The 17,555-nt window shown below is 56.8% G+C and carries 14 protein-coding genes; 4 read left to right on the forward strand and 10 right to left on the reverse strand.

Annotated elements, in window-relative coordinates:
* Window positions 1-55: 55 nt before the first annotated feature.
* From AB3U87_RS17005 to pncB, 4 genes are all read right to left on the reverse strand, one after another.
* Window positions 56-421, reverse strand: a complete 366-nt coding sequence (locus tag AB3U87_RS17005) for a coiled-coil domain-containing protein (protein ID WP_253454692.1) — start codon at window positions 419-421, stop codon at window positions 56-58.
* A 259-nt stretch (window positions 422-680) separates the two neighbouring features.
* Window positions 681-1,832, reverse strand: coding sequence for a porin OmpF (gene ompF, locus AB3U87_RS17010; RefSeq protein ID WP_301251204.1), 1,152 nt, complete (start codon window positions 1,830-1,832; stop codon window positions 681-683).
* 300 nt (window positions 1,833-2,132) lie between these two features.
* On the reverse strand, window positions 2,133-3,533 hold the full coding sequence (gene asnS, locus AB3U87_RS17015; RefSeq protein WP_253454691.1) for an asparagine--tRNA ligase: 1,401 nt from the start codon (window positions 3,531-3,533) through the stop codon (window positions 2,133-2,135).
* 167 nt (window positions 3,534-3,700) lie between these two features.
* Window positions 3,701-4,906 carry a nicotinate phosphoribosyltransferase gene (gene pncB / locus AB3U87_RS17020; protein WP_253454690.1) on the reverse strand — a complete coding sequence of 402 codons (1,206 nt, stop codon included), beginning with the start codon at window positions 4,904-4,906 and terminating at the stop codon, window positions 3,701-3,703.
* Between the two features lie 263 nt (window positions 4,907-5,169).
* Between pncB and pepN the strand changes: the two genes are divergently transcribed.
* Window positions 5,170-7,785 carry an aminopeptidase N gene (gene pepN, locus AB3U87_RS17025; protein ID WP_253454689.1) on the forward strand — a complete coding sequence of 872 codons (2,616 nt, stop codon included), beginning with the start codon at window positions 5,170-5,172 and terminating at the stop codon, window positions 7,783-7,785.
* 64 nt (window positions 7,786-7,849) lie between these two features.
* On the opposite strand, the gene ssuB is transcribed toward pepN, so the two are convergent.
* The 5 genes from ssuB to ssuE are packed head-to-tail and all read right to left on the reverse strand — an operon-like array spanning window position 7,850 to window position 12,106.
* Window positions 7,850-8,638, reverse strand: coding sequence for an aliphatic sulfonates ABC transporter ATP-binding protein (gene ssuB / locus AB3U87_RS17030; protein ID WP_253454688.1), 789 nt, complete (start codon window positions 8,636-8,638; stop codon window positions 7,850-7,852).
* The gene (gene ssuC, locus AB3U87_RS17035; RefSeq protein ID WP_253454687.1) at window positions 8,635-9,426 is read right to left on the reverse strand and encodes an aliphatic sulfonate ABC transporter permease SsuC; all 792 of its coding nucleotides are present in this window, start codon (window positions 9,424-9,426) and stop codon (window positions 8,635-8,637) included. Before ssuC ends, ssuB begins: the two co-directional genes overlap by 4 nt.
* Window positions 9,427-9,433: 7 nt before the next feature.
* Window positions 9,434-10,579, reverse strand: coding sequence for an FMNH2-dependent alkanesulfonate monooxygenase (ssuD, locus tag AB3U87_RS17040; protein ID WP_253454686.1), 1,146 nt, complete (start codon window positions 10,577-10,579; stop codon window positions 9,434-9,436).
* Window positions 10,576-11,544: a sulfonate ABC transporter substrate-binding protein gene (locus AB3U87_RS17045; protein ID WP_369894888.1), complete on the reverse strand. Its 969-nt coding sequence runs from the start codon at window positions 11,542-11,544 to the stop codon at window positions 10,576-10,578. The genes ssuD and AB3U87_RS17045 overlap by 4 nt, the downstream gene beginning before the upstream one ends.
* Before the next feature lie 10 nt (window positions 11,545-11,554).
* Window positions 11,555-12,106 carry an NADPH-dependent FMN reductase gene (gene ssuE / locus AB3U87_RS17050; protein WP_253454684.1) on the reverse strand — a complete coding sequence of 184 codons (552 nt, stop codon included), beginning with the start codon at window positions 12,104-12,106 and terminating at the stop codon, window positions 11,555-11,557.
* Between the two features lie 374 nt (window positions 12,107-12,480).
* Between ssuE and pyrD the strand changes: the two genes are divergently transcribed.
* A complete protein-coding gene (gene pyrD / locus AB3U87_RS17055; protein WP_253461041.1) occupies window positions 12,481-13,491 on the forward strand; it encodes a quinone-dependent dihydroorotate dehydrogenase in 1,011 nt (336 codons plus the stop codon).
* 162 nt (window positions 13,492-13,653) lie between these two features.
* Window positions 13,654-14,196, forward strand: a complete 543-nt coding sequence (locus AB3U87_RS17060; protein WP_253454683.1) for a cell division protein ZapC — start codon at window positions 13,654-13,656, stop codon at window positions 14,194-14,196.
* Here AB3U87_RS17060 and AB3U87_RS17065 read toward each other — a convergent pair.
* On the reverse strand, window positions 14,193-15,308 hold the full coding sequence (locus tag AB3U87_RS17065; RefSeq protein WP_301251202.1) for a YcbX family protein: 1,116 nt from the start codon (window positions 15,306-15,308) through the stop codon (window positions 14,193-14,195). The genes AB3U87_RS17060 and AB3U87_RS17065 overlap by 4 nt on opposite strands.
* Window positions 15,309-15,443: 135 nt before the next feature.
* On the opposite strand from AB3U87_RS17065, the gene rlmKL reads away from it, so the two are divergent.
* A complete protein-coding gene (gene rlmKL, locus AB3U87_RS17070) occupies window positions 15,444-17,555 on the forward strand; it encodes a bifunctional 23S rRNA (guanine(2069)-N(7))-methyltransferase RlmK/23S rRNA (guanine(2445)-N(2))-methyltransferase RlmL (protein WP_301251201.1) in 2,112 nt (703 codons plus the stop codon).

A 17,555-nucleotide genomic window follows, 5' to 3' on the forward strand; every position in this document is an offset into this window, starting at 1 on the left:
CTATAAACACCTGTAAAGGTAAAATAAGCGCGGCCGCTTTCCTGGCGCACGGGGCCTATAGCCAATGAAAACCTCTGGCCATAATGTAGGCCAGGCCCAGCGCAACGCCGATCAGCGCGCTAAACATCAGGCGAAAATCAGTCTGCATATCTTTGCGGATATCTTTCATCTCACCGCGCACGTCCTGTATCTCACCGCGCACGTCCTGTATCTCACCGCGCACGTCCTTTATCTCGCCGCGTACATCCTTTATTTCCCCACGAATATCATGGAGCTCGTTTCTGATATCGTTAACGTCATGTCTGAGCCAGGCGATATGCATTTCGATACGGGTAAAGCGCGCTTCCGTCTCGGTTTCTTTTTTTTCCTGCTGGTTGCTGTGGTTTGACAGCGTTAGCAGAAGAGGGCTGTCCCTATCCATATTGGCTCTCCTTAAGCTAAATCCAGACTGATTTTTTCATGTTCACGCGTGGCTAACAAACACTTTTGGAAATTTTTCAGGAACGCTGCGGCATGGCTCGAAATTTTATGAAACGGAAAAAGAAATTACCCAGGGAAGCGGCAGGTTTTATTTAGCAGCACGGGCAAGTCAGGAAGGGAATAAGGGCAGGCAGAGAAAAGCGAAGGTGCAGACAATAAAAAAGCGGGGCCGAGGCCCCGCCAGACGATTTATTGCTTGATTAGAACTGGTAAACCAGACCTACAGCCACGGTGTCGTCGGTGTTCAGACCCAGTGGATTGTTGTCATCCAGCAGGTTGATCTGATAGTCGACATAGGTAGACATGTTTTTGTTGAAGTAGTAGGTAGCGCCCACGTCAACGTATTTGATCAGGTCAGCATCGCCAACGCTTTCGATATCCTTGCCTTTAGACTGCACGTAGGCCAGGGATGGACGCAGACCGAAGTCAAACTGATACTGTGCAACCAGCTCGATGTTCTGTGCTTTGTTAGCAAAAGAGCTAATAGAAGCATCGCTGCCATCGGCAAAGGTGCCGCTGTAAGAGATTGGTGTGGCGTTACGGGTTTCACCGTACATGGCTGCCAGGTACACGCTGTTAGCGTCATATTTCAGCGCGGTCGCCCATGCTTCAGCACGTTTACCCGCGCCGCTGTTAAGCGTGATGGAATCAGCGGAGTTGTCTGAGTTAGTCACGGTACGAACACCGGATGCCTGCGCATTAGTACGATCGTAAGAACCGTAGGCGCCGGAGATACCTACGCCGATTGGCGAAGTATAGGTAGTTGAAAGCGCGTAGCCATCACCGTTGGAACGACGCACGTCGTCACGGTCGTTTTTGCCCTGATACTGTACGGCAAAGTTCCAGCCGTCAACCAGGCCAAAGAAGTTGGTGTTGCGGTAGGTCAGCACGCCAGTCGTACGGCCGCCCAGGATGCCCAGGTCGCTATAGGCAGAGTCGCCGCCGAACTCTGGCAGCATATCGGTCCAGCCCATTGGATCGTACAGCAGGCTGTAGTTACGGCCGTAATCGATAGAGCCGTACTCAGCGAATTTCAGACCAGCGAAGCCCAGACGGGTTTTGTTGCCGTCCTGCGCGTCGGAGCCGCCTTCAGAATTGTTTGCCTGGATGTTGTATTCCCACTGGCCGTAGCCGGTGAGCATATCGTTAATCTGGGTTTCACCTTTGAAACCAAAACGCACGTAGCTCTGGTCGCCATCGTTGCCGTCGTTATCAGAGAAATAGTGCAAACCAACTGCTTTCCCATAGAGGTCCAGCTTATTGCCGTCTTTGTTATAGATTTCTGCTGCATTGGCTGCACCAGCGGCTAACAGGGCTGGGATAACCAGTGCCAGAATATTGCGCTTCATCATTATTTATTACCCTCATTGGAGTTATCTGGACACCTGCCACTGCCGTCAATAATTCTTTACAGAACTACGATGAGAGTTTGGTGTCTTCCTGTATCTGCACGCATCTTTCCATTCGCGGTGCGGTTAATCTACCTCGAAAATGCTACTAATATCCTATTCTGGTTACAGGAAGAAAATTTGTGTTTCAATATGTAAATAAAACGGAACTTTGTGAACTATATCTAAATTTACAAAAATAAAAAAAGGCCAGCGAGGCTGGCCTTAGTTATATATATGAATTTCTTATATTTAATGCAAAAATCAGAAGCTGGCGTTGCGCGGCGTCCTTGGGAAGGCGATGACGTCCCTGACATTTTGCACGCCGGTAACGTAGGCGATCAGGCGCTCAAAACCTAAGCCGAAGCCGGAATGAGGCACGGTGCCGTAGCGGCGCAGATCGCGATACCACCAGTAGTCTTCTTTGTTCAGCCCCATCTCCGCCAGACGCGCGTCCAGCACGTCCAGACGCTCTTCACGCTGCGAACCGCCGATGATTTCACCAATGCCCGGCGCCAGAACATCCATCGCCGCCACGGTTTTGCCATCGTCGTTCAGGCGCATATAGAACGCCTTGATGTCTTTCGGGTAGTTTTTCACTACGACCGGCGCTTTAAAATGTTTCTCCGCCAGGTAGCGCTCGTGCTCGGACGAGAGATCGATACCCCAGGAGACGGCGTTTTCAAACTTCTCGCCGCAGGCTTTCAGGATCTCGATAGCATCGGTGTAATCCACCTGCGCAAAATCGGTAGTAACAAATTGCTCCAGGCGAGTAATCGCTTCTTTGTCTACGCGTTCGGCAAAGAAAGCCATATCGTCGGCACGTTCGGCCAGAACGGCCTTAAAGACGTACTTCAGCATGGCTTCAGCCAGCGCGGCGTTATCTTCCAGATCGGCGAAGGCCACTTCCGGCTCCAGCATCCAGAATTCCGCCAGGTGACGGCTGGTATTGGAGTTTTCAGCGCGGAAAGTCGGGCCGAAGGTGTAGATTTTGGAAATCGCGCTGGCGTAGGTTTCACCGTTAAGCTGGCCGGAAACGGTCAGGAACGCCTCTTTACCGAAGAAATCTTCATCGTAATTGACTTTGCCTTCCGGCGTACGCGGCAGGTTTTCCATATCGAGCGTGGAGACGCGGAACATTTCACCAGCGCCTTCCGTATCGGAAGCGGTGATCAGCGGGGTGGAGACCCAGAAAAACCCCTGCTCGTCAAAGAAGCGATGCAGCGCCTGCGCCAGCGTATGGCGAACGCGCGCGACGGCGCCGATCAGGTTAGTGCGCGGACGCAAATGCGCCACTTCACGCAGATACTCGATGCTGTGACGCTTGGCTGCCATCGGATAGGTGTCCGGATCGTCGACCCAGCCCACGACTTCCACCGCGCTGGCCTGGATCTCAAAGCTCTGGCCCTGGCCTGGCGAGGCCACGACTTTTCCGGTGATCGCCACGGAACAGCCGGTGGTCAGGCGCAGCACTTCTTCCTGGTAATTATTCAGAGAATTATTAACGACGGCCTGGACAGGATTAAAGCAGGAACCGTCGTAGACGGCGATAAAGGAAATACCGGCTTTTGAATCTCTTCGGGTACGCACCCAGCCGCGAACGGTGACTTCGCTGTCAACCGCGATCCGGCCTTGCAGTACATCCGCTACAGGCACAACGCTCATATAAGTCTCTCTTTTCATCAGAATTAAAATTACCCGAAATCGGGGCAATGCTATGTTACTTGCCAGAAGATGAGACACAAGAAGAATTCGTTGCGAGGCAGGAGATTTCTTAACGAAAGGCAATCAGAAAGAGAGAAAGGCAGGGCGCCTTTCTCTCTGTAGGCAGCCTAGCTGGCTTTTTTCACCAGCGGCAGATCGAACGCCTTGCGCAGGGCGCGAACAAAAGCTTTGTCCTGGCAAATGGTTTTGCCGGGGCTGTCGGAGAGTTTGGCGACCGGTTTGCCGTTGCACTCCACCAGCTTGATAACGATATTCAGCGGTTTTACCTGAGGGATATCGCAGGTCAGCCGCGTGCCGATACCGAAAATGACCTCGATGCGCTGGCCAAAGTGGCGATAAAGCTCCACCGCTTTTGGCAAATCGAGATTGTCTGAAAAGACCAGCGTTTTTTCCTGCGGATCGATGCCGAGCTTTTCGTAATGCGCGATGGCTTTTTCACCCCATTCCACGGGATCGCCGGAGTCATGGCGCAGTCCCTGATAGCTGCTGGCGAAATTCAGGCCGAAATCGCGCAGGAAAGCGTCCATGGTGATGCAGTCGGTCAGCGCGATACCCAGACGGTTCGGATACTCCTCCAGCCAGGCCTGCAAGGCGGCGCGCTGGCTGTTGGCCAGAACAGGGCTGATCTGCTGATGTGCCTGGAACCATTCATGCGCCTGCGTGCCCACCGGCGCGAGCTGTAGCTGCCGGGCAACATCGTAGTTGCTGGAGCCGACCAGCCAGGGGAAATCGGCTTTTAGCGTGCTGACAATCGCCAGCTGTACATCGCGGGAGAAACGGCGGCGCGTACCGAAGTCCATCAGCTTAAAGCGGGACATATCCAAATCTGCCGTCAGCTTGCCGAAGTCAAGCAGCTTGCTTTGCAGGCGTTCGACCGCCATCGCGGGGACGACCAGCGGCGAGCGGTGGCGGTGCACCACTTCGCTGATCAGCGCCAGCAGCGGCACCTCCCACATAATCACCTCCCGCCACGGGCCGGCGATGCGGATATCCAGCTTGCCCTGATGATTGCGGATGCGCACCTGAGCAGGGTCATAGCGGAATTGTTTCAGCCACTGCAGATAATCCGCGCTGAAAAACGGCAGTCCGGCAAGATAGCGGCTCTCTTCGTCGCTGAGCGCCAGCGACTGCATCAGGGTCACCTGTTGAGCGATTTCCTCAGCGTAGATGCCAAGCAGATCGTCGCCACGGCAGCGAAACTCAGCCACTACGGAAACGTTCTGATAGCGATGAAATACCGCCTGCTGCATATGCAGCTTATAGGCGTCCGTATCCAGCAGCGTGGTCAGTATCGGGGAAGCATGTCGTGTCATGGTGCGTTTCAGCATCCTCTGGCGAAGAGCGTTATCCCTGGTTTAAAAAATAGTAATGACGCAGGAGTATAACTTGAATACTCATTTATTGAACCCGATCACAGCACAATTCGATCCGGCAGGTCGAGGGCAATCCGTGCGATTGTTAAGAGGATGTAGCTTTTAACAGCAATTCCGACCGCCCGACGCGATTCTCCATGGCAACATTGCAGGAAGCGGAATAGACTTGCAAAGTTAACTAATTATCGACATGAGAAGCACTTATGACGCAACTGCCACAAGCCAAAAATCGCCATGATTATCGTGCGCCGGATTACACCATTACCGACATCGATCTGACGTTTGAACTGGATGCCGCAACCACCCGTGTGACGGCCGTCAGCCGCGTAAAGCGTTTGGGCCAGGCTGATGCGTCGCTGCGTCTGGATGGGGAAGATCTGACGCTGGTCTCGCTGGAGATTGACGATCGGCCCTGGACGGATTACGCGCTGGAAGAGGGCGCGCTGATAGTTTCCGGCCTGCCGGAGTCATTCACGATGAAAATCGTCAACGATATTCATCCGGATAAAAACAGCGCGCTGGAAGGCCTGTATAAATCGGGCGAGGCGCTTTGTACCCAGTGCGAGGCCGAAGGCTTCCGCCATATCACCTGGTATCTGGATCGGCCTGACGTGCTGGCTCGCTTCACCACGACCATCATCGCGGAACAACAGCTTTATCCGTATCTGCTGTCAAACGGCAACCGGATAGCCGGCGGCGAAGCGGAAAACGGACGTCACTGGGTAAAATGGGAAGATCCTTTTCCAAAGCCGTGCTACCTGTTTGCGCTGGTGGCAGGCGACTTTGACGTGCTGCGCGACAGCTTTAAAACGCGCTCCGGCCGGGATGTTGCGCTGGAGATCTTCGTCGATCGCGGCAACCTCGATCGCGCCGACTGGGCAATGACCTCGCTGAAAAACAGCATGAAGTGGGACGAGCAGCGTTTCGGCCTGGAATACGATCTGGATATCTTTATGATCGTCGCCGTCGACTTCTTCAACATGGGCGCGATGGAAAATAAAGGCCTGAACGTCTTTAACTCTAAGTACGTGCTGGCGAAAGCGGAAACGGCGACGGATAAAGACTATCTGGGCATTGAGGCGGTGATCGGCCACGAATATTTCCACAACTGGACGGGCAACCGCGTCACCTGCCGCGACTGGTTCCAGCTTAGCCTGAAAGAGGGCCTGACCGTGTTCCGCGATCAGGAATTCAGTTCCGATCTCGGCTCTCGCGCGGTCAATCGTATCGATAACGTGCGCGTGATGCGCGGCGCGCAGTTTGCCGAAGACGCCAGCCCAATGGCGCATCCGATCCGCCCTGAGCAGGTGATCGAGATGAACAACTTCTATACGCTGACCGTGTATGAAAAAGGGTCTGAAGTTATTCGTATGCTGCATACCCTGCTGGGCGAGGCGAATTTCCAGAAAGGCATGCAGCTTTACTTCGAGCGCCACGACGGCAGCGCAGCGACCTGCGACGATTTTGTGCAGGCGATGGAGGATGCTTCCAACGTCGATCTTTCCCAGTTCCGCCGCTGGTACAGCCAGTCCGGCACGCCGGTGCTTTCCGTACGCGATGACTATAACGCCGAGCTGCAACAGTACACGCTGCACGTTACCCAAATGACGCCGCCAACGGCCGATCAGAAAAACAAGCTGCCGCTGCATATTCCGCTGGATATCGAGCTTTACGACAGTGAAGGCAACGTCATTCCTTTGCAGCACAATGGTCATCCGGTTCATCATGTGCTGAACGTGACGGAAGAGTTCCAGAGCTTTGTGTTCGACGAGGTTTATCAGCAGCCGATCCCCTCGTTGCTACGTGAATTCTCCGCGCCGGTGAAGCTGGATTACAACTGGAGCGATGCGCAGCTGACTTTCCTGATGCGCCATGCCCGTAACGATTTCTCACGTTGGGATGCCGCGCAAAGTCTGCTGGCGACCCATATCAGGCTGAACGTCGCCCGCTTCCAGCAGGGCCAGCCGCTTTCGCTGCCGCTGCACGTTGCCGATGCTTTCCGCGCCGTGCTGCTGGAGGAAAACAGCGATCCGGCATTGATGGCGCTGATCCTGACGCTGCCTGGCGAAAACGAAATTGCCGAGCTGTTTGAGGTAATCGATCCGGTAGCCATTGCGGAAGTGCGCCGTGCGCTGCTGAGCACGCTGGCTACGGAGCTGGCGGATGAGTGGCTGGCGGTTTACAACGCGCATCGCGTGGACGAATATCGTATCGATCATGCCGATATCGGCAAGCGCGCGCTGAAAAATACCTGTCTCAACTACCTGGCCTTCGGCGAAACAGGGCTGGCCGAGAAACTGGTTACCGCCCAGTTCCGTCAGGCGAACAATATGACCGACTCGCTGGCGGCGATGACGGCCTCGGTTGCCGCGCAGCTGCCGTGCCGGGAAACGCTGCTGGCCGAATTCGACGAGCGCTGGCATAAAGATGGCCTGGTGATGGACAAGTGGTTTACTTTGCAGGCCACCAGCCCGGCTGCGGACGTACTTAGCCGCGTTCGCGCGCTGCTCAGCCATCGTTCCTTTACGCTAAGCAATCCAAACCGTATCCGTTCGCTAATCGGCGCGTTCGCCTCGGCTAACCCTTCCGCCTTCCACGCTGCTGACGGTAGCGGTTACCAGTTCCTGGTGGAGATCCTGACCGATCTGAATACGCGCAATCCTCAGGTTGCCTCGCGCATCATTGAGCCGCTGATCCGCTTTAAACGCTACGACGAAGCCCGTCAGGCGCTGATGCGCGGCGCGCTTGAGAAGTTAAAGGCACTGGAGAACCTTTCCGGCGACCTTTACGAAAAAATCAGCAAGGCGCTTCAGGACTAATCGTCCGGCGTAAATGACAAAAAGCCCCGACAGTCGGGGCTTTTTCTTTTAGCAACGGCGTAAATCAGCGCTGCGCGTAGCGTTTTTCCTCTTCCACCGGCGAGCGTTTCATGACGCGATCCAGCACTTTTGCTTCCAGCTCCGCCAGCCGCACGGAGCCTTTACGGCGCGGGCGCGGCAGGTCGATTACCAAATCCAGCCCGATATTGCCTTCTTCAATCAGCAGCACCCGGTCAGCCATCGCCACGGCTTCGCTGACGTCATGGGTGACCAGCAGCACGGTGAAATGATGCTGCTGCCACAGCGACTCGATCAGATCCTGCATTTCAATACGCGTCAGCGCATCCAGCGCGCCTAAAGGCTCATCCAGCAGCAGCAAACCCGGCCGGTGGATCAGCGCGCGGGCCAGCGCCACACGCTGCTTTTGCCCGCCGGACAGCGCCGCAGGCCATTCGTTGGCGCGTTCCGCCAGGCCGACGGCTGCCAGCGCCTCCAGCGCGTCGCTTTTCCAGGCACGGCCTTTCAATCCCAGGCCAACGTTATCGATAATGCTTTTCCACGGCAGCAGGCGCGCATCCTGAAACATCAGGCGGGTATCGTCTCTGGCTTCGCTCAGCGGCGCGCTACCGGCCAGCAGCTCGCCAGCGCTGCTTTTTTCCAGCCCGGCCAGCAGGCGAAGCAGGGTGCTTTTACCGCAGCCGCTGCGTCCGACCACCGCCACAAACTGGCCGGAAGGAATATGCAAATCGATGTTATTCAGCACGGTGCGGCCGTGATACTGCTTGCTGACGCGGTTAACGATCAGAGGCGTACCGGCGTTAAGACGCGCTGGAGAAGACGTTAACTCGCTCATGCGTTTTCCTCTTTAAGTTGATAAGCCGGATGCCAGCGCAGCCAGACGCGTTCCAGTAACAGCGCGCTGACGTCAGCCAGTTTACCGAGCAGGGCATACAGGATAATGGCAACCACCACGATATCGGTCTGCAAAAATTCGCGCGCGTTCATTGCCAGATAGCCGATGCCGGAGTTGGCGGAAATGGTTTCCGCCACGATCAGCGTCAGCCACATCAGGCCCAGGGCAAAGCGCACGCCGACCATAATGGAGGGCAGCGCGCCCGGCAGCACCACCTGAATAAACAGGCTCCAGCCGGAGAGGCCATAGCTGCGGGCCATCTCTACCAGGCCGCGATCGATATTGCGGATGCCGTGATAGGTATTGAGATAAATAGGGAACAGCGTACCCAGCGCCACCAGAAAAATCTTGGCGGATTCGTCAATGCCAAACCACAGGATCACCAGCGGGATCAGCGCCAGGTGCGGCACGTTACGCAGCATTTGCACCGACGTGTCCAGCAGCCGTTCGCCCAGGCGCGACATGCCGGTAATCAGGCCGAGGATCAGGCCGATGGAACCGCCAATGCTGAAGCCGACCGCCGCACGCCAGCTGCTGATCGCCAGGTGCTGCCACAGCTCGCCACTGGCCGACAGCTTCCAGAACGTAATCACTATGGCTTCTGGCGAAGGCAAAATACGGGTAGAAAGCCAGCCGGTCTGTGAGGCGATTTGCCACACGATCACCAGCGCAATGGGCAGTGCCCATGGGATCAGCTGATTGCCGATACGATTAAGCGGTTTGCTCATAGCCACCTCAGCTCTGCGACACTTTTTGTGGAGCGAAATCATGCGCTACGGCTTCGCCGTGCGCGGTAATGTTGTTCGGCTGCGGCACTTCCGGCACGTTCAAATCGAGATGCGGGAACAGCAGCTCGCCGACGCGATAGGCCTCTTCCAGATGTGGATAGCCGGACAAAATAAACGTCTCGATGCCCAGATCGGCATACTCCTGCATCCTGGCCGCTACGGTAGCGCCATCGCCGACCAGCGCGGTGCCCGCGCCGCCGCGTACCAGTCCGACGCCCGCCCACAGGTTAGGTGAAATCTCCAGCTTATCGCGACGTCCGCCGTGCAGGGCGGCCATGCGGTGCTGACCGACCGAATCGGTTTTTGCCAGCGCGGCCTGCGCCTTAGCAATAGTGGCGTCATCCAGATGCGAAATCAGACGATCTGCCGCTTTCCAGGCCTCTTCATTGGTCTCCCGCACGATAACGTGCAGGCGGATGCCGAACTTCACCGTTCTGCCCTGGGCCGCCGCTTTCGCCCGCACCTGCTCAATCTTCTCTTTGACCTGCGCTGGCGGTTCGCCCCATGTCAGGTAGACATCGACCTGTTCCGCTGCCAGATCCTGAGCAGGTTCGGAAGAGCCGCCAAACCATAACGGCGGACGCGGCTGCTGCACGGGCCGAAACATCAGCCGGGCGCCGCGAACGTGCACGTGCTTGCCTTCGTAATCCACCGTTTCGCCTTCCAGCACGCGACGCCAGACGCGGGTAAATTCCGCCGACTCAACATAGCGCTCACGGTGATCCAGAAAGACGCCGTCGCCCGCCAGCTCTTCCGCATCGCCGCCGGTCACCAGGTTAAACAGCGCACGGCCGTTTGACAGCCTATCCAGCGTGGCGGCCTGGCGCGCGGCCTGCGTAGGGGAGATTACGCCGGGACGCAGCGCAACCAGAAAACGCAGGCGCTGCGTCACGGGGATCAGCGACGCGGCCACCAGCCAGGCATCCTCACAGGAACGCCCTGTTGGGATCAGCACACCACCAAAACCCAGACGATCGGCAGCCTGAGCAATTTGCTGCAGATAAGCGTGGTCGACAGGACGCGCGCCCTCCGTCGTGCCTAAATAGTGACCATCGCCATGCGTGGGCAGAAACCAGAAAACGGAAAGGCTCATTGTGGGACTCCTTGCGTAGCGGCGGCGACATGCCAGACACGGCTGGCGATATCGACTTTCACCGGCATTAAATGGTTAGCGTAAAAGAGATCGGCGGTATGCTGCTGGGCCTGTACGGTTTTCTCGCTGACCGGGCCGATAACGGTCGGCGGACGGTGATCGAGATAGCTGGCGATAACCGGTTTCGGCAGGCCGATAGTTTGCGAAAGCAGGGCAATGCTCTGCTCGCGATCGCTGCGGGTCAGCTCGTCGGCCTTGCTGAACGTCTCCAGCACCTGCTGCACGAAAGCGCCGTTGGCTTCAGCAAAGGGGCGGGTCGCCAGATAAAACGAACCGGTCAGGTTCAGCCCGTCGCCATCGGCCAGCACCCGCACGCCGCCCTGCAACAGCGCGGCGGAATAGTAGGGATCCCAGATAGCCCAGGCATCGACATCGCCCTGCTGGAAAGCCGCGCGGGCATCGGCAGGCGTCAGATAGGCAGGCTGAATATCACTGAATTTCAGCCCGGCTTTGGTCAGCGCGCGCAGCAGTAAATTATGCGAGCTGGAGCCCTTCTGGAAAGCCACCTTATGGCCTTTCAGTTCGGCGACGCTTCTAATCGGGCTGTCTTTGGCTACCAGGATCACTTCAGATTGCGGCTTGGGCGGCTCTGAGCCGACATAAAGCAGATCGGCACCGGCCGCCTGGGCGAAGATTGGCGGAATGTCGCCCGTGCTGCCCAAATCGATGCTGTTAACATTCAGCGCTTCCAGCATTTGCGGGCCGGCCGGAAACTCAATCCATTTAATCTGCGTATGAGGGAAACGCTTTTCCAGCAGCTGATGCGAGCGGGCCAGCGCCATGCTCACCGACCCTTTTTGATAGCCAATACGGAAAGCGGCAGGCGCGGCCTCGTCCGCCAGCGCGCCGCCAGTGAACAGCGCGCTGAAGGCCAGCGCCGAGACAAAACGTGTAAACAGGCTCATGGGCGCTTCCTTATACCGCTGCGGCCAGCCGCTGATGACGACGCGACAGCGCATACCAGAAGGTGTCGAGTGATTCCGCAATGCGTTCGGCAAGCAGGGGAGAAAGTTCGGGCTGGCGATCGTAATGGCTAATCTGGCTGTCGTCGGCAAACACGCCGTGCAGCACCTCCTGCGCCTTCAGCGCGTTAAGCACCGGTTTTAGCGCATAGTCCACGGCCAGCATATGCGCGATGGTGCCGCCGGTCGCCAGCGGCAGCACCACTTTATGCTCCAGTGCGCGTTCCGGCAGTAAGTCGAGCAGGGTTTTTAACGCGCCGGAAAAAGAGGCTTTATAAACAGGCGTGGCGACGATCAGCCCATCGGCATTAGCCAGATCCTCTTTTAAAGCCAGCAGCGCAGGCGAGTCGAAGCGGGCGTAAAGCAAATCCTCTGGAGGAAAGTTATGCAGGTTCCAGGGGATCACCTCGGCGCCTCGTTGCTCCAGCGCGTGCTGGCACAGGGTCAGCAGCGCGGTTGACCGCGAAGGATAGCGAGGACTGCCTGCCAGAGTAATAACGCGCATCATCTCTCCTTATAACCAAAAGTTATTGATTAAAATAATTCCTGAACTTATGGAACTATCCTGGCAGAGTGTGACGGACGCCTTAAATGATTTATCCGGCATATTTAAGTTACTTTTTGACTAAGCGAAAAACAGATAACAGGAAAGCGCGGAAAAAGAGAGGGATGGGGGCACGCAAACGTTTTACTTTCCCGGCAAAGGACTTTACCATTTTCCCCCGCGCCTGCAGCGTTGCTGCGCATGTCGAAGGCCGCTGTTCTTTGTATCTGATAACGTATAAAAGCGAAGAAGGCGTGTCGACCGCACAGTTTTCAGGGTTGCTGAGGCAACCGTTAGTCCTTTTCCGGCCCGGCATTATGGGCTACTCAGGAGCGATCATGTATAACCTGGTTCGTAACGCGCTTTTTCAGCTCGACGCCGAGCGTGCGCACGAATTGACCCTTCAGCAGCTGCACCGGATAACCGGAACGCCGCTTATTCATCTGGTTCGACAAACTCTTCCTTTTAAGCCCGTCAACTGCATGGGCCTGACGTTCAAAAACCCGCTGGGCCTGGCGGCGGGGCTGGATAAGAACGGTGAATGTATTGACGCCTTCGGCGCAATGGGCTTTGGCTTTATTGAAGTCGGCACCGTGACGCCACGACCACAGGCGGGGAACGATAAGCCGCGTATGTTCCGCATCAGAGAGGCGGAAGGCATTATTAATCGTATGGGATTCAATAATCTGGGCGTGGACCAGCTGGTCAATAATGTCAGGCAGGCTCGCTTCGACGGCATTCTGGGCATCAATATCGGCAAAAATAAAGATACGCCGGTCGAAATGGGTAAAGAAGATTATTTAATCTGTATGGAGAAAGTTTATCCTTATGCAGGTTATATTGCGATCAACATCTCATCGCCGAATACGCCAGGGTTACGCACGCTGCAATATGGTGAAGCGCTGGACGATCTTTTGCAGGCGATTAAGCACAAACAGCAGGCGCTGGAAAATCAGCATCAAAAATATGTGCCGGTAGCGGTCAAAATTGCGCCGGATTTAGCTGAAGAAGAACTTATCCAAATTGCCGACAGCCTGGTGCGGCATAATATTGATGGCGTGATCGCTACCAATACCACGCTGGATCGTTCGCTGGTTAGCGGCCTGAAATACAGCGAAGAAACGGGCGGCCTGAGCGGGCGTCCGGTACAGCTGAAAAGTACGGAAATCATTCGCCGTCTCTCGCAGGAACTGCAGGGCCGGCTGCCGATTATCGGCGTAGGCGGCATAGATTCGCTGGTGGCAGCCAAAGAAAAAATGGCGGCGGGCGCCTCGCTGGTGCAGATATATTCCGGTTTTATTTACAAAGGGCCGCCGCTGATTAAAGAAATTGTCAGTCATATTTGATTAAATGCAGGCTTAACGGGGCCAGGGGGTTTATTTTCCCCTCTGGCTCGTTTATATTTTCTCCTGTTTATGCATTATTCAGACTATTTTGGCACGGGGCGGATCGCGTGTTCGCTGACCTCGCGATAAATAGCCGACCTGACGATCATTACGGGATACTTCATGAGGATTAAACCTGACGACAGCTGGCGCTGGTTCTTCGATGACGAACAGGAACGCATGATGTTGGCTATGGCGGAAGGCGCGCTGTTCCGCTCACGCTTCCCTCGTAAAATGCTGACGCCCGATGCCTTTAACGCCGCGCAATTCTCCGTCGACGACGCCGCCCTGTTTTCCACCTTCGCAGAAAAATGCCTGACGTGCGACCTGACCGAATGGCAGCGTACCGAGCTGGTGCTGAACGCGCTGGTTGCCCTGCGTTTTCTGAAGCCGCAGATGCCAAAAAGCTGGCACTTTTCCGCGCATCCGCGTCACTGTACGCCGCAGGATGGCGAGCTGGTAGCGGTGCGCCTGTGCGAGACGGGCGAAGAAGCCACGCTGCTGGTGGTGGAAGCGGGCGAAAACGCCGCGCTGTGCCTGCTGGCGCAGCCGGAGCTGCAGCTGGGCGGCAAAACGATGGTGCTGGGCGATGCTATTAAGGTGATGCACGATCGCCTGCTGCCCGCCATCAGCCAGCATATTTTCACCTTCGCCCGCGCCGTTTAACGCGCCAACAGCACCAGGTCGCCGTCCGGGACGCAGCTACAGCTTAACAGCGTGCCGTCCTCGCGCAGCGCGCCTTTCTTCAGCGCCCGAACCTGGCCGGACGCCAGCCGGACGCGGCAGCTGCCGCAAACGCCCGCACGGCAGGAGTAGGGAATGCGATAACCCTGCATCTCCAGCTGCTCCAGTAAAACCTGCTGATTGTTGCCGCTGAAGCGCTCGCCTTCCCAGCTGAGGGTGACGCTTTCCTGCGCTACGGCAACCGCTTCCAGCGATTCCGCCACTTCACCCGCACCATACAGGCGTGCCGGTTTATCGGCAACCACCTCCAGCTCGTCACCCACCCGCACGATGCCGCTGTTGCGTGCCACCAGGTTGATACCAAAATCGACATCGCCGCTGCCATCCATCGCGGTACGGAATTTTTGCAGGGTTGTCAGCGGCTCGCCGGTGGGATGCCTGCGGCCGCGCTCCGTGCTGACAGTGGTAAAAATGCAGCGGCTGCAAGGTTTCGGTGCGTCAAAAAGGATGCCGCCGATGCGCACCGTTGCCCAGCGATCTTCCGCCCATGCCGTCGTGCCCGTTACCACCAGGTTTGGACGGAACTGCTCCAGCTTTACGCCGGCCGGGCAACGCTTACGTAAATCGTGCAGCGAGGCCTCATTAATCAGCAAATAAGGATAGCCGTCGGCAAAGCCCAGCGGCACCTCGCTAAATCGCTGCACGCGCCGGGTCATCTCTGGTCCTACCCAGCGAAGCTGCACGGGACGCGGAAAAAAGCCGCTCAGCCAGCTGTTGATTGGCGCAGGCGCAATCAGCGCGGTGAAATGGTTGCCCCAGACTTCCACCGGCGCAGGCTCGGCGGCGAAATCCGCAAAGCGCACGGTGGCGCTGCTGCCGTCCGGCGCCGCCAGCAGCAGACCGTCCGGCAGCAGTGCGGGCGTAAAAAGCACCATTTCAGGATACTGACGCGCTGTAATAAAGGTGCCGTCCGCCTCGGTAAGCATAAAAATACGATCGAAGGCCAGGCCGCTGGCAAGCGCCTGAGCATGAGAAACCTGCGTGCCACGCATGGATTTTACGGGATGAATAAACAGACGGGACAGGCTAATCATGGTGCTCTCCAGCAGGGAAGAAAACGCCAGCGCAAAAAAAGAGCCGGGAGCGGCTGACGAAAAGAAGCTAACTTTATGACATGCGCCCCGGATTAGCTATAATGCGCAGCAATTTTCCAGATGATAAGTGATGTTATGAATTCTCTGTTTGCCAGTACGGCGCGTGGGCTCGAAGAGCTGTTAAAAAGTGAACTGGAAGCGCTGGGGGCCGAGGCCTGCCAGATTGTCCAGGGCGGCGTACATTTTCAGGGCGACGATCGTCTGATGTATCAGAGCCTGATGTGGAGCCGCCTGGCTTCCCGCATCCTGCTGCCGCTGACCGAATGCGGCGTATACAGCGACCTGGATCTCTATCTGGGCGTACAGGCTATCGACTGGCCGGCGCTGTTCGGCAGCGATAAAACCTTTGCCGTGCATTTCAGCGGGCTGAATGAAGTGATCCGCAACAGCCAGTACGGCGCGCTTAAAGTCAAAGACGCCATCGTGGACAGCTTTACCCGCAAAAACCTGGCGCGACCGGATGTGGATCGCGAGCAGCCGGATATCCGCGTTAACGTCTGGCTGAACAAAGACAATGCCAGCATTGCGCTGGATCTGAGCGGCGAAGGCCTGCACCAGCGCGGCTATCGCCAGCAAACCGGCATGGCGCCGCTCAAGGAAAACCTGGCGGCGGCTATCGTGCAGCGCTCCGGCTGGCAGGCGGGCACGCCGATGGTCGATCCTATGTGCGGCTCGGGCACGCTGCTGATTGAAGCGGCGATGATCGCCAGCGATCGCGCGCCTGGCCTGCATCGCACCCACTGGGGCTTTACCGGCTGGAACAAATTCGACGAGGCGCTGTGGCGTGAAGTGACCAGCGAAGCGAAAGTGCGCGCTCGTCGCGGGCTTCAGGAAACGACGTCCCGTTTTTATGGTTACGATAACGACTCCCGCGTCATTGAACGCGCGCGCGTTAACGCCCGTCGTGCAGGCCTGGCGGAGCTTATCAGCTTTACCACCCAGGACGTGCTGAAGCTGACCAATCCGCTGGCGGAAGGGCCAACCGGCACCGTGCTGAGCAACCCGCCTTACGGCGAACGTCTGGAAAGCGAACCGGCCCTGATTGCGCTGCACAGCCAGCTGGGACGCCTGATGAAACAGCATTTCGGCGGCTGGAACCTGTCGCTGTTCAGCGCGTCGCCGGAGCTGCTGAGCTGCCTGCAGCTGCGTGCTGAACGCCAGTTCAAGGCGAAAAACGGCCCGCTGGACTGCGTACAGAAAAACTATCAGCTGGGAGTGAATACCTCCGGCGTGGCGCAGATTGCGGAAGACTACGCTAACCGCCTGCGTAAAAACCTGAAGAAGCTGGAAAAATGGGCGCGTCAGGAAGGCATTGAGTGCTACCGCATTTACGATGCCGATCTGCCGGACTACAACGTCGCTGTCGATCGCTATGGCGAGTGGGTGGTGGTGCAGGAGTATGCGCCGCCGAAAACCATCGAGCCGTCTAAAGCCCGTCAGCGCCTGTTTGACGTTATAGCCGCCACGCTCAGCGTGCTGGATCTGCCGGCAAACCGTCTGGTGCTGAAAACCCGCGAGCGGCAGAAAGGCAAAAGCCAGTATCAGAAGCTGGGCGAAAAGGGCGACTTCTTCGAGGTTTCCGAGTTTAACGCGAAGCTGTGGGTAAATCTCACCGACTATCTGGATACCGGCCTGTTCCTGGATCACCGCATCGCGCGTAAAATGCTTGGGCAGATGAGCAAGGGCAAAGACTTCCTGAACCTGTTTGCCTATACCGGCAGCGCCAGCGTGCATGCCGGACTGGGCGGCGCCAAAAGCACCACCACGGTGGATATGTCGCGCACCTATCTGGAATGGGCAGAACGCAACCTGCGTCTGAACGGCCTGACCGGCCGCCAGCACCGCCTGATGCAGGCAGATTGCCTGAGCTGGCTGCGCGAGTCCGACGAGCAGTTCGATCTGATCTTTATCGATCCGCCAACCTTCTCGAACTCGAAAAGAATGGAAGAGAGTTTTGACGTGCAGCGCGATCATCTGCTGTTGATGAAAGATCTGAAAAGGCTGCTGCGCAAAAACGGCACCGTCATGTTCTCCAACAATAAGCGCGGCTTCAAAATGGATCTGGAAGGCCTGGCCGAGCTTCAGCTGCACGCTGAAGAAATTACCGCGAAAACGCAGTCGCAGGACTTCGCCCGCAACCGTCAAATTCATAACTGCTGGCTGATTACTCACGCCGGTAAGGAATAA

This window comes from Erwinia plantamica (assembly GCF_043420595.1).
GTDB classification, from domain to species: Bacteria; Pseudomonadota; Gammaproteobacteria; order Enterobacterales; family Enterobacteriaceae; genus Erwinia; species Erwinia aeris.